Genomic DNA, 13,352 nt, shown 5'->3' with positions numbered 1-13,352 from the left:
ACGCTGCCCTATAGGGGCGCACAATGCACGGCTGGATCATTCTCGACAAACCTCATGGCCTTGGCTCGACGCAGGCGGTCGCCGCGGTCAAGCGCGCGCTGCGCGACAGCGGCGCTGGCAAATGCAAGGTCGGCCATGGCGGCACGCTCGATCCGCTGGCGACCGGCGTCCTGCCGATCGCGATCGGCGAAGCGACCAAGCTCGCTGGACGGATGCTCGACAGTGACAAGATTTACGACTTCACGATCGCCTTCGGCGCGCAGACCGACACGCTCGACCTGGAAGGTGCGGTGATCGCAGCCAGCGCCGTGCGGCCGACGCTGGCGCAGGTGGAAGCGGTGTTGCCGCGCTTCACCGGCCCGATCGGCCAGGCTCCGCCCGCCTACAGCGCCATCCTGATCGACGGCCAGCGCGCTTATGATCTCGCCCGCAAGGGGGAAGAGGTTGAGATGAAGACGCGGTCGGTGACGATCTATTCAATCCTCCCCGGCACGGGGAGGGGGACCGTCGCCGAAGGCGATGGTGGAGGGGGCGGGCGACTGAACACCCCATCGCGTCAAGTTACCAACCCCCTCCACCAGCCTGCGGCTGGTCCCCCTCCCCGTGACGGGGAGGAATTGGAGAGCATCACCCTCCGCGCCCATGTCTCCAAAGGCACCTATATCCGCAGCCTCGCGCGCGACATCGCGCTGACGCTCGGCACGGTGGGTCATGTCACCATGCTCCGCCGCATAAAGGCCGGTCCATTCACCCTCGAATCCGCAATTTCGCTGGACAAATTGCGTCATGCTGCTAACGAGCGCGGCATCGGTGGGCTTATGCTGCCGCTGACGGCGGGGCTGGACGACATCCCGGCTCTCCCCGTCTCTCCCGATCAAGCCCTTATGCTCCGCCAGGGGAAGGTATTGACCGGGATCGCCGCCACCACCGGCCTGTATCTGGCGACGCAAGGGGACATCCCCGTCGCGCTGGTGCAGTCGGATGATCAGGAGATCATCGTGGTGCGCGGTTTCAACCTGATGTCGAGGGAAGACGATTAGATGACGATTACTGCCGAGCGCAAGGAAGCGCTGATCAAGGAATATGCCCGCGCTGAGGGTGACACGGGTTCGCCAGAGGTCCAGGTTTCGATCCTGACCGAGCGGATCACCAACCTGACCGAGCATTTCAAGGGTCACCACAAGGATAATCACAGCCGTCGTGGTCTGCTGATGATGGTCAACAAGCGTCGTTCGCTGCTGGACTATCTCAAGAAGAAGGATCAGGCGCGTTACACTGACCTGATCGGCAAGCTGGGCCTGCGTAAGTAAGCCTGTTAAAAGTGACGGCCCCCATGCGGGGCCGTTTCTGATTCCGGGGCAAGTCGCAATTCGGCGCTTTGTCCCGCTAATGCCACCTCCGTTCGCCCTGAGCTTGTCGAAGGGCTGTACTTTCTCAAGAGGAAAGGACGGGGCTTCGACAGGCTCAGCCCGAACGGGTTGAGGGGGCAACTATGGAGCAATATGGCTCCACCAAAGGCCCCGCCCGGCAATAGGGCCGATGCGGGCGAAGGAAAAAATCTATGTTTGACGTCAAGAAAGTATCGATCGAGCTGGCCGGCAAGACGCTGACCCTCGAAACCGGCCGCATCGCGCGCCAGGCTGACGCCGCCGTGCTGGCGACCTATGGCGAAACCGTGGTGCTGTGCGCCGTGACCGCCGCCAAGAGCGTGAAGGAAGGCCAGGACTTTTTCCCGCTGACCGTTCACTATCAGGAAAAATATTCCGCCGCCGGCCGCATCCCCGGTGGCTTCTTCAAGCGTGAGCGCGGTGCGACCGAAAAGGAAACGCTGGTTTCCCGCCTGATCGACCGTCCGCTCCGTCCGCTGTTCCCCGAAGGCTTCTACAACGAAATCAACGTCATCGCCCAGGTGCTGTCGTTCGATGGCGAAAGCGAGCCGGACATGGTGGCGATGATTGCCGCGTCGGCTGCCCTGACCCTGTCGGGCGTGCCCTTCATGGGCCCGATCGGCGCCGCGCGCGTCGGTTACAAGGATGGCGAATATCAGCTCAACCCGTCGCTGGACGAAGTGAAGACCGGCGAACTCGACCTGGTCGTCGCCGCCACCTACGACGCGGTGATGATGGTCGAATCCGAAGCCAAGGAACTGTCGGAAGAGGTCATGCTGGGCGCCGTCCTGTTCGCGCATGATGCGAGCAAGAAGATCGTCGACGCCATCATCAGCCTCGCTGAAAAGGCCGCCAAGGATCCTTGGGACATGGCCAAGAGCGATGATCTGGGCGACCTGAAGGCCAAGCTCAAGAAGCTGATCGGCAAGGACATCACCGCTGCCTACAAGCTGACCGACAAGTCGGCCCGCTCGAACGCGCTGAACGAAGCCCGCGCCAAGGCGAAGGCCCAGTTGGCCGCTGACGGCCTGGACGCCCAGACCGTGATGGCCGGCATCAAGCTGACCAAGAAGCTGGAAGCGGAAATCGTGCGCGGCGCCATCCTCAAGGACGGCAAGCGTATCGACGGCCGCACCACCACGCAGATCCGCCCGATCGAAGCGATGGTCGGCTTCCTGCCCCGCACCCATGGTTCGGCCCTGTTCACGCGCGGCGAAACCCAGTCGATCTGCACCACGACGCTGGGCACCAAGGACGCCGAGCAGATGATCGACGGCCTCACTGGCCTGCATTATGAGAACTTCATGCTGCACTATAACTTCCCGCCCTATTCGGTCGGTGAAGTCGGTCGCTTCGGCGCGCCGGGTCGTCGCGAAGTGGGTCATGGCAAGCTCGCATGGCGTGCGCTGCACCCCGTTCTGCCGAGCAAGGACGAGTTCCCCTATACGATCCGCGTTCTGTCCGACATTACCGAATCGAACGGTTCCTCCTCGATGGCGACCGTCTGCGGTGGTTCGCTCTCGATGATGGACGCCGGTGTGCCCTTGAAGCGCCCCGTATCCGGCATCGCCATGGGCCTGATCCTGGAAGGCAAGAATTTTGCCGTCCTGTCCGACATTCTGGGTGACGAAGATCATCTCGGCGACATGGACTTCAAGGTGGCCGGCACGTCCGAAGGCATCACCACGATGCAGATGGACATCAAGATTGCGGGCATCACCCGCGAAATCTTCGAAGCCGCTCTGCATCAGGCCAAGGAAGGCCGCGCGCACATCCTGGGCGAAATGGCCAAGGCGCTCGACAGCACGCGCAGCGAATTGTCGGCCCATGCCCCGCGCATCGAGACGTTGCAGATCGACAAGTCGAAGATCCGCGAAGTCATCGGCACCGGCGGCAAGGTCATCCGTGAGATCGTCGCCGAAACCGGCGCGAAGGTCGACATCGATGACGAAGGCCTGATCAAGATCAGCTCGTCCGATCCGGCGCAGATCGAGGCCGCGCGCAAGTGGATCCTCGGCATCACGCAGGAAGCGGAAATCGGCAAGATCTATGACGGCAAGGTCGTCAACATCGTCGACTTCGGTGCTTTCGTGAACTTCATGGGTGGCAAGGACGGTCTCGTCCACGTCTCCGAAATGAAGAATGAGCGCGTCGAAAAGCCGACCGACGTCGTGTCGGAAGGCCAGGAAGTGAAGGTCAAGGTTCTCGAAATCGATCCGCGTGGCAAGGTTCGCCTGTCGATGCGCGTCGTCGATCAGGAAACCGGCGAAGAACTGGAGGACACCCGTCCTGCCCGTGAAGCGCGCGAACCCCGCGCCGGTGGCGAAGGCCGTGGCGATCGTGGCCGTGGCCCGCGTCGTGACGGCGGCGGTGGCCGTGGTGGCGAACGTGGTGAAGGCCGTGGCGACCGTGGCCCCCGCCGCGACCGTGGCCCGCGCGACGACGCTGCCAAGGACGACGGCAAGGATGATGGCTCGAACGCCGGCCTGCCCGACTTCCTGACCCAGGACTGATCGTCCGCTCGTCAGAGCAACCAAGAAAAAGAGGGCGTCCGGTTCATCCGGGCGCCTTTTTTCATGTCGCCGCCCGCCGACTGATTTCGATCAATGCACCGGCATGAAGTTCTGCTAGTGTAACGACATGGATATCGGAACATGGCATGCAGCGTAGCAACGCGCGGTTCGTCGAACGGCTGCCGCTTGTTCTTAACCGACCGGTCTATGCTTATGCGTTGACGCTGTCTTTCTGTGGGCTGGCGCTGCTGTTGCGCTTCGCGGCGGAACCGCTGCTGCCCGACGGCTATCCGTTCGTGACATTCTTTCCCGCCGTCATTCTGGCGTCTTTCCTGTTCGGAGTCCGGCCGGGTCTATTCGCCGCAATCCTGTGCGCCGCCGCCTCCTGGTATTTCTTCATCGCCCCCCGCAACAGCTTCGTCCTCAATCCGGGCGTGGCCGCAGCGATGATCTTTTACACCGGCGTCGTGCTTGTCGATATCGTGCTGATCCACTTCATGCAGCGCGCCAATTTCCACCTGGCCATCGAGCGGGAACGTAGCGCGGCGCTCGCTGAAAATCGCGAATTGCTGTTCCACGAATTGCAGCATCGTGTGTCCAATAATCTACAGGTCGTGGCCGCGATGCTCGCGCTACAACGCCGCCATGTCGATCATGACGTGGCGCGCCGCGCATTGGACGACGCCTCCGAACGGTTGGCGCTGATCGGCCGGATCAGCCGGGCGCTCTACGATCCGTCCGGCGCGGGGCAGGGGGTGCGGGCCTTTTTGACGACGCTGACGGCCGATGTCATCGAGGCCAGCGGCCGCACCGACATCGCAATCAGCGTCGATGCGCCCGAAGAGGTGCAGCTCGAACCCGGCATCACCGTGCCGCTGGCGCTGGTCGTGGCCGAAGCGGTCAGCAACGCCATCGAACATGGCCTGCCGCATCGAGGCGGGACTATTGCCGTGGTGTTGGACCATCATGCAGGGGAGCTATGCCTGCGCGTGTCTGATGACGGCGACGGCGTGTCGCCCGATTTCGCCGTGGAGCATAGCAAATCCTTAGGGCTGCGCATCGCCAACACGCTGGCGGCGCAGATCGGCGGGCGCTTTACCCTGGCACCGGGCGCGCATGGCGGTGCCGTCGCACAACTTATCCTGCCGCCACGCGCCGCCTGTTGATCGTGCGACAATTCTGCCGCTTGGCGGCAGCGATCCGCTCGGCTATGACCCGCATCATGCTGACGAAAACACTGACGCGCATCGGCGCGGCCACCACCCCGGTCCTGCTCGCTGCCGTTCTGCTTACGGGCTGCTCGACATCGAAAAACAAGGCCGACACCCAATATGTCGCCCGCGACGTGTCGACGCTGTATAATAGCGGCAAGGACCGGCTCGATCGCGGCCAGTATAAGCTCGCCGCCGCGCTGTTTGACGAGGTCGAGCGCCAGCATCCCTATTCGCCCTGGGCACGCCGGGCACAGCTCATGTCGGCGTTCAGCTATTATATGAACACCGATTATGCCGAATCCGTGTCCGCGGCGCAGCGTTTCCTGGCGATCCACACCGGCAACAAGGATGCCCCCTACGCTTATTATCTGATCGCGCTCTGCTATTATGAGCAGATCGCCGACGTCACCCGCGACCAGAAAATCACGCAGCAGGCGCTGGCGGCGCTCGGCGAACTGATCCGCCGCTATCCCGACACCCGCTATGCCGCCGATGCGCGGTTGAAGGTCGATCTGGTGAACGACCATCTGGCGGGCAAGGAAATGGAAGTCGGCCGCTTCTATCAGCGTCGCGGCCAGTGGATCGCCGCCACGCTGCGCTTCCGCACCGTGGTCGATAAATATCAGACCACCACCCACACGCCCGAAGCGCTGGAGCGGCTGGTCGAATCCTATCTCTCGCTGGGCGTCCCCGCCGAAGCGCAAAAGGCCGCCGCCGTATTGGGTGCCAACTATCCCGGCTCCGAATGGTATGAACGCTCCTACAAGCTGATGCAGCAACATGGCGGCAAGGCGTAACATTTCTTGTTCCCCTCCCGCCTGCGGGAGGGGCTAGGGGTGGGCTGCGAGCGTAGCGAGCATCCGGCCCCGGCGTTGCCATACGCCGCTGCGCGACGCGCCCACCCCCAACCCCTCCCGCAAGCGGGAGGGGAGAGTCCTTTGATTTGCTAACCGCCCTGTCCATCCGCAATGTCGTGCTGATCGAAGCGCTGGACCTGGAGTTCGGCGCGGGCCTTTCCGTGCTGACCGGCGAAACCGGCGCGGGCAAATCGATCCTGCTCGATTCGCTGGGGCTGACGCTGGGCGCGCGCGCCGACAGCGGCCTCGTCCGCAATGGCGAGGCGCAGGCCAGCGTCATCGCGACCTTCGATCCGCCGACCGGCGACCATCGCGCCGCCGCGCTGCTGGCCGACAATGGTGTGGAAATGGAGCCGGGCGAACCGCTCATCATCCGCCGCATGGTCAAGGCCGACGGCGGCAGCCGCGCCTTCGTCAACGACCAGCCCTGCTCGGCGGCGTTGCTGCGCGAACTGGGCGGCTCGCTGGTCGAAATTCACGGCCAGCATGACGATCGCGGCCTGCTCAACGCGCGCGGCCATCGCGCCTTGCTCGACGCCTATGGCCGCTGCGATACCGGCGCGGTCGGCACGGCGCATGGCGCGTGGCGCAAGGCCGCTGCCGCGCTCGCCGAAGCCCGCGCCACGGTCGAAACTGCCGCGCGCGACCGCGACTATCTTGCCCACGCCGTCGAGGAATTGCGCAGCTTCGCGCCTGAGCCCGGCGAGGAAGCGACGCTGGCCGAGGAACGCGCGACGATGCAGAAGGGCGCGCGCCTGACCGACGATCTCACCACTATCAGCGAGTGCCTGACCGGCTCCGACGGCGGCCTCGCGCAATTGCGCCAGGCTGCCCGGCGGCTGGACCGGATCGCGGGTGAGGAACCGCTGCTGACCGCCGTGCTCGAAGCGCTCGACCGCGCCGTGGTGGAAGCGGGCGAGGCCGAGGATCGGCTGGCCGAAGCCGCCGAAGCATTGAGCTTCGATCCGGCCCGGCTCGACAGCATCGAAACCCGCCTGTTCGACCTGCGCGGCCTTGCCCGCAAGCATCAGGTGCAGCCCGATGACCTCGCTGCCCTATGCGAAGAGATGGCGGCAAAGCTGGCCGCGATCGAAGGCGGCGAAGAGCATATCGCGGCGCTGGAAACGGAGGTCGCGACTAAGGCCGCCGCCTATCGCGCCGCGGCGCAGGCGCTGTCGGGCGAACGCCAACTGGCAGCCGGTCGCCTCGACGCGGCGGTGGCGGGCGAGCTTGCGCCCTTGAAACTCGACGCCGCCCGCTTCCGCACCGTGGTCGCGCCGCTGGATGAGGGGCAATGGACCGCGCAGGGCATGGACCGGGTCGAGTTCGAGATTTCGACCAACCCCGGCGCGCCCTTCGCCCCGCTGACCAAGATCGCGTCGGGCGGTGAACTCTCCCGCTTCATCCTCGCGCTCAAGGTCGCGCTGGCGGAACAGGGCGGGGCGGACACGCTGATCTTTGACGAGATCGACCGGGGCGTCGGCGGCGCGGTGGCATCGGCCATCGGCGAACGTTTAGCGCGCCTGGCGCAAAACAACCAGATTTTGGTCGTCACCCACAGCCCGCAAGTCGCGGCGCGCGGGGCGGGCCATCTGCTGATCGCCAAATCCAGCGACGGCACCGTCACTCGCACCGGCGTCCACGCGCTGGACGACCAGGAACGTCGCGAAGAAATCGCGCGCATGCTCTCCGGCGCGGAAATCACCGCCGAAGCCCGCGCCCAGGCGGATAGGCTGCTGGAAACGCTGTAGCATCAAGATTTCCCGCTTCAGACCGCGAGGAAACGCCACTTCCCTGCAAATTTAGAGCATGATGACTTTATGTCGCATCACTCCGTTCGCCCTGAGTAGGGGCTGAGCTTGTCGAAGACCCGTATCGAAGGGTCGGCTGCGCTTTATATCCTTCGATACGCCATTTCGACTTCGCTCAATGGCTACTCAGGACGAACGGTTCTGTGTAAAGTCATCATGCTCTAGTCGGCGGCCTCATAGAGTCCGGTTTCGAAGTCGCGGATATAGGCGGAACCGACAGGCTCATCGATCAGATGCAGCCAGCTATCGTCCGCATTTAATATTTTCCCGATCGCGATATATCTCATTTCGCGGTTCGCCAGTTCATCGTCGCTTGTTGCGCGATAGTCGCCCCGTATACGCCAGCCGCTATCGGGGTAATTGTACCCTTCCTCCGAAAGCTCTGCCTCTTCGCGATAGATGAAATGAACTGGCACGGCATCATCGACGACGCAGCTATCGACCAGGCATCGATCCCAATATTGCCGCATGGGGATCGTTTCAGGCCGTTCGCGCTCGCCTTCAAATAGAAGGTCGATAATGTGATAGGGCTGGAATCCGATCCGGGCTCCCGGCTGCAACTGCGGCATGTCACTTGGCTGATTGTCCAAACGTCCCTGCCACTCCTCTGGCCCCAGAGAATCCAGAATGACCCACATGCGCTCGGCGTCATATTCGACGCCGGGTGGTGATCCTTTGATGGTCAATTTAACAAGATCGCCCGGCCGGAGTGCCATGATCTCGTCGGGTGTCGGCAGGAAGAAGGTATAGGGTGCCTGCTTTTGGATCGGACGAGGGTCTTCGACCGACCAAGTGCCGAAATAGCGGCGGCGCATATTATAGAGGCGATCGGCTATCCGCATCGTTGCAGATTAGCCCCCATTGCCGAGGTTGCAATATCAACGAGCCGACGGCCACTCTCCTTTCAAAAGGAAAGGTTTGGCACATAAGAAAAAGGGCGACCCTCGCAGGCCGCCCTTTCCGTCGCACGTCCAAGCCCAGTTACTTCGTGCCTTCGGCCGCCTTGGCCCTGCCACCCTTCTTGCCCTTTTTGGGGGCCGCCGGGGTGATCTCGAAGGCGAGGCCCGCAACCCCATCGGTTTCCTTCATATGGACATGGACTTCGCCGCCATGGACCAGCTTGCCGAACAACAGTTCCTCGGCCAGCGGCTGCTTTACCTTTTCCTGCATCAGGCGGCCCATCGGGCGCGCACCATAGAGCTTGTCATAGCCCTTCTTGGTGAGCCAGGCCTTGGCCTCTTCGTCCAGCGTGATGTGGACGTCGCGGTCGGCCAGTTGCAGTTCGAGTTGCAGCACGAACTTGTCGATGACGCGGGCGACCACTTCGGGCGGCAGATAGCCGAAGGGCACGATCGCATCGAGGCGGTTGCGGAATTCCGGCGTGAAGAGCTTCTTCACCGCATCCTCCTGCACATCCTCGCGCGTCAGTTCGCCAAAGCCGATGCTTTCCTTCGCCATGTCCGACGCACCGGCATTGGTGGTCATGATGAGGATGGTGTTGCGGAAATCGACGGTCTTGCCATGATGGTCGGTCAGGCGGCCATTATCCATCACCTGCAACAAGATGTTGAACAGGTCGGGATGCGCCTTTTCGATTTCGTCGAGCAGCAGGACGCTATGCGGCTGCTGGTCCACGGCATCGGTCAGCAAGCCACCCTGGTCATAGCCGACATAGCCCGGAGGCGCACCGATCAGGCGGCTGACCGAATGGCGCTCCATATATTCCGACATGTCGAACCGCTGCAGCGGGATGCCGAGCAACGTCGCCAGCTGGCGCGCCACCTCCGTCTTGCCGACGCCGGTAGGGCCAGAGAAGAGATAGTTGCCGATCGGCTTGTCGGGATCGCGCAGGCCCGCCCGCGACAGCTTGATCGCCGACGACAGCGTCTCGATCGCCTTGTCCTGGCCGAACACCACGCGCTTCAAATCGGTGGTCAGGCTTTCCAGCACGCTCTTGTCGTCGGACGACACGGTCTTGGGGGGGATGCGCGCCATGGTCGCGATGACCTGCTCGATCTCCTTGGGCGTGATCACCTTCTTGCGCTTGGACGGCACCACCAGCATCTGCATCGCGCCGACTTCGTCGATCACGTCGATCGCCTTGTCCGGCAGCTTGCGGTCGTTGATATAGCGCGCCGACAATTCCACCGCCGCCTTGATCGCGTCGGGGGTATATTTGACGTGATGATGATCCTCGAATGCGGAGCGCAGCCCTGCGAGGATCTTGATCGTATCCTCGATCGTCGGTTCGTTGACGTCGATCTTCTGGAAGCGCCGGAGCAGCGCCCGGTCCTTCTCGAAATGGTTGCGGAATTCCTTGTAGGTGGTCGACCCGATGCAGCGGATCGTCCCGCCCGACAAAGCGGGCTTGAGCAAGTTCGATGCGTCCATCGCCCCGCCGCTGGTCGCGCCAGCGCCGATGACGGTGTGGATCTCATCGATGAACAGCACCGCGTGGGGCAGCTTTTCCAGCTCGGTGACGACCGCCTTCAACCGTTCCTCGAAATCGCCGCGATAGCGTGTGCCGGCCAGCAGCGCGCCCATGTCGAGCGAATAGATGACCGCTTCCTTCAACACGTCGGGCACTTCGCCCTCGACGATCTTGCGCGCCAGCCCTTCGGCGATCGCGGTCTTGCCGACGCCGGGATCGCCGACATAAAGCGGGTTGTTCTTTGAGCGGCGGCACAGGATCTGGATCGTGCGGTCCACCTCCGACGCGCGGCCGATCAACGGATCGACCTTGCCGCGTTCCGCTTTCTCATTGAGGTTGACGGTGAACTGATCGAGGGCGCTGTCCTTCTTTCCCTTGCCGTCCTGCACCTTCTTTTCCTCCTCGGCTGCCCCCTTGGTCTCCTGACGCTCGGGCGCGGGCGTGCCCTTGCCGACGCCATGGCTGATGAAGCTCACGGCATCGAGGCGGCTCATATCCTGCTGCTGCAGGAAATAGACGGCATAGCTTTCGCGTTCGGAAAAGAGCGCGACGAGGACATTGGCCCCCGTCACTTCATCCTTGCCGGAGGATTGCACATGGAGGATGGCGCGCTGGACCACGCGCTGAAATCCGCTGGTGGGGGAGGGGTCGCTTGCCCCCTCGACCTTGAGGCTGTCGAGTTCGGTGTCGAGATATTGGGTGACCGCGTCGCCCAGTTCGCCGACTTCCACGCCGCACGCCTGCATCACCTTTGACGCATGTTCGTCATCAATCAGTGCCAGGAGGAGATGCTCCAGCGTGGCATATTCATGTTTGCGCTCCGATGCGTGGGTCAACGCATTGTGCAGCGTGGTTTCCAGAGCGGGCGCGAATGAAGGCATATCTACTCTACTCCTGACCCCAATGAAGGGTGATGGTGAACCCTATGTCGGCATTGCTCGACGGCGGATCAAGGCGCAGCGCCCGATCGCCAGAATTGCCAGACTGTCCATGCCCTAATATGCCCTTGAACGGGGCGCTTGGGGCTTGACGTGGGGTCATCGATTAAATAGCGCCTCGGCACTTGCCTTATGGTTAACGGCGCTTTGCATTTTTGCTCTGGTGCGGGCAATTTCCGCTTCCAGGGCGGATATGCGGGCTTCCAGTTCAATCACGGACAGCGGGCCTAGATCCTGTTGGATAAGCCGGGTCAGAAGATCGTCGCCCTTGCGGGGGAGGTCGTCATCCATGTCCATGGTTGCCAATGTTGACCCTGTTGCTCACGGTGTCAATATGGGTGGATGCTGGATGAGGCAATTTTGATGCATCGCAGCATCTGGGGTTTTTAGGGGGAATCTATGGCGGACGTTGAGGCCTTGCCCAAGGAGATGATGGCGATAGGCATCGCCGCGCCCGGTGGTCCCGACGCGCTGGTGCCGATGCGCCGCCCCTTGCCCGTTCCCGGCGATGACGAAGTGCTGATCCGCGTCGCGGCCGCCGGCGTCAACCGTCCCGACGTCTTGCAACGACAGGGCAAATATCCGCCGCCGCCCGGCGCTTCGGACATTCCGGGGCTGGAAGTCTCCGGCACGATCGTCGCGGCCGGACGCAGTTCGGACATGCTGGTCGGCCAGCGCGTATGCGCGCTGCTGGCGGGCGGGGGCTATGCCGAATATGCGGTGGCGCCTGCGGGCCAATGCCTGCCGGTCCCGGCGGACTATGACATGGTTGAAGCGGCGGCGCTGCCCGAAACCCTTTTCACCGTATGGACCAACCTGTTCGAGCGCGCCTATGCCGTCGGCGGCGACACGGTGCTGGTCCATGGCGGTACCAGCGGGATCGGCACGATGGCGATCCGCCTGTGCAACCTGTTCGACGTCAAGGTCATCGTGACCTGCGGGTCGGACGAAAAATGCGAGGCCGCCAAGGGCTGGGGCGCGGACGAAGCGATCAACTACCGCACCCAGGATTATGTCGCGGAGGTCCAGCGCATCACCGGCGGGCAGGGGGTGCAGGCTGTGCTCGACATGGTCGGCGGCGACTATGTGCCGCGCAACCTCGAATGTCTGGCCGAAGACGGACGGCATGTGTCGATCGCCGTGCTGGGTGGCGCGAAGGCCAGCATCTTCATCCCGACCATCATGCAGAAGCGCCTGACCCTGACCGGCTCGACCCTGCGGGCGCGATCGGTCGGCTTCAAGAGCCTGGTCGCTGACGAACTGGTCCGCAACGTCTGGCCCTTCGTCGACGAAGCCAAGCTCCGCCCGGCAATGGACCAACGCTTTACCCTGGCGGACGCGGCGAAGGCCCATGCGCGAATGGACGCGGGCGAACATTTCGGGAAAATCGTGCTGGTGGTGTGAGGGGCTGAACGATGCAAAACCGTTATGCCGCCGACATTGGTGACTTCGTAAAACTTTCAATGCTGAGGCGTCTGGCAGCTGGTCGGCGTTTGGGCGTGTTGTGGTGGCTCTATCCCGATGAAGCGCACAATGCGGACGGCAAGCATGTGGCATATCTGGATAGGCCGCATCTATGGCGATCGCTCGACCCAGTTCTCTTTGATCATTTACGGTCAATCGTCGAAAGCGGAAATCGGAACGTTGAAGCGCTGGAGCAAGCGGGTTTATTTGAAGACGCCATTTATTTTAACGATGATATTCCAGTAGAGGGTAGCACCTCTGATCGCCGTGCTTCTCGATCGGCTTGGTTTGATAGAGCCGGTCACGCAGTACGTGATTGCGATTTGCTTTTTCTCGATCCTGATAATGGATTGGAAACTGCAAACTACAGCGCCGGTGCCAGAAAAGCAGGCAAAAGCGTTGCACTTGCCGAGTTGAAGTCATTGCAACGTGAAGGCCGCACCATCATCGTTTATCATCATCACACGCGCATGGCTGGCGGCAATATCCTGGAGTTGGCTCATTGGGGCACCCGTCTCGCAGAGTTAGGTTTTCGCGTGGATGCTCTGAGGGCAGCAGTCGGAACGGCGCGTGCTTTCTTCCTGTTGGATGCGACGTCTGAAATGCGAAGTCACGCGGCTGATTTCGCTGCGCGCTGGGGTAGTAAAGTGACCTGGCATCCCGCGCTGGATACCCGCAAAACGTAGCATTTCCGTCATACTCGGTGCGGACTTGTAACAATGGCGCGCTAAGGACT

At 62.5% G+C, this 13,352-nt stretch carries 11 protein-coding genes; 8 read left to right on the top strand and 3 right to left on the bottom strand.

The features are described 5' to 3' along the window. Positions 1-23 precede the first annotated feature (23 nt). From truB to recN, 6 genes are all read left to right on the top strand, one after another. Entirely contained in the window at positions 24-1,040 is a 1,017-nt protein-coding gene (gene truB / locus BSY17_RS06245; protein WP_069064853.1) for a tRNA pseudouridine(55) synthase TruB, read from the top strand. Continuing rightward, positions 1,041-1,310 (top strand): 30S ribosomal protein S15, encoded by a 270-nt coding sequence (gene rpsO / locus BSY17_RS06240; RefSeq protein WP_037473756.1) that lies wholly within the window; start codon positions 1,041-1,043, stop codon positions 1,308-1,310. It abuts the gene before it with no gap. A 251-nt stretch (positions 1,311-1,561) separates the two neighbouring features. Further along, positions 1,562-3,901 (top strand): polyribonucleotide nucleotidyltransferase, encoded by a 2,340-nt coding sequence (gene pnp / locus BSY17_RS06235; protein WP_069064852.1) that lies wholly within the window; start codon positions 1,562-1,564, stop codon positions 3,899-3,901. A gap of 146 nt (positions 3,902-4,047) precedes the next feature. After that, the gene (locus tag BSY17_RS06230) at positions 4,048-5,067 is read left to right on the top strand and encodes a sensor histidine kinase (RefSeq protein WP_069064851.1); all 1,020 of its coding nucleotides are present in this window, start codon (positions 4,048-4,050) and stop codon (positions 5,065-5,067) included. A gap of 56 nt (positions 5,068-5,123) precedes the next feature. Further along, positions 5,124-5,912, top strand: a complete 789-nt coding sequence (locus BSY17_RS06225) for an outer membrane protein assembly factor BamD (RefSeq protein ID WP_069066821.1) — start codon at positions 5,124-5,126, stop codon at positions 5,910-5,912. A 146-nt stretch (positions 5,913-6,058) separates the two neighbouring features. Continuing rightward, positions 6,059-7,723, top strand: a complete 1,665-nt coding sequence (gene recN / locus BSY17_RS06220) for a DNA repair protein RecN (protein ID WP_069064850.1) — start codon at positions 6,059-6,061, stop codon at positions 7,721-7,723. A gap of 221 nt (positions 7,724-7,944) precedes the next feature. Here the strand turns inward: recN and BSY17_RS06215 are convergent, their stop codons facing one another. The 3 genes from BSY17_RS06215 to BSY17_RS06205 form a co-directional block, all read right to left on the bottom strand. Beyond that, complete coding sequence (locus tag BSY17_RS06215; RefSeq protein ID WP_069064849.1) at positions 7,945-8,625, bottom strand: immunity protein Imm33 domain-containing protein; 681 nt, start codon at positions 8,623-8,625, stop codon at positions 7,945-7,947. Between the two features lie 139 nt (positions 8,626-8,764). Further along, positions 8,765-11,095 (bottom strand): ATP-dependent Clp protease ATP-binding subunit ClpA, encoded by a 2,331-nt coding sequence (gene clpA / locus BSY17_RS06210; protein WP_069064848.1) that lies wholly within the window; start codon positions 11,093-11,095, stop codon positions 8,765-8,767. A gap of 156 nt (positions 11,096-11,251) precedes the next feature. Next, entirely contained in the window at positions 11,252-11,449 is a 198-nt protein-coding gene (locus tag BSY17_RS06205) for a DUF1192 domain-containing protein (protein WP_069064847.1), read from the bottom strand. A 102-nt stretch (positions 11,450-11,551) separates the two neighbouring features. Between BSY17_RS06205 and BSY17_RS06200 the strand changes: the two genes are divergently transcribed. Together BSY17_RS06200 and BSY17_RS21195 are read left to right on the top strand one after the other, a co-directional pair. After that, positions 11,552-12,556, top strand: coding sequence for an NAD(P)H-quinone oxidoreductase (locus tag BSY17_RS06200; RefSeq protein WP_069064846.1), 1,005 nt, complete (start codon positions 11,552-11,554; stop codon positions 12,554-12,556). 11 nt (positions 12,557-12,567) lie between these two features. Then, positions 12,568-13,302, top strand: coding sequence for a hypothetical protein (locus tag BSY17_RS21195; protein ID WP_150125738.1), 735 nt, complete (start codon positions 12,568-12,570; stop codon positions 13,300-13,302). The last annotated feature ends 50 nt before the right edge of the window (positions 13,303-13,352 follow it).

The sequence above is a fragment of the Sphingobium sp. RAC03 genome (genome assembly GCF_001713415.1).
Classification (GTDB): Bacteria; Pseudomonadota; Alphaproteobacteria; order Sphingomonadales; family Sphingomonadaceae; genus Sphingobium.
This window is presented reverse-complemented; position numbering and strand designations above follow the sequence as displayed.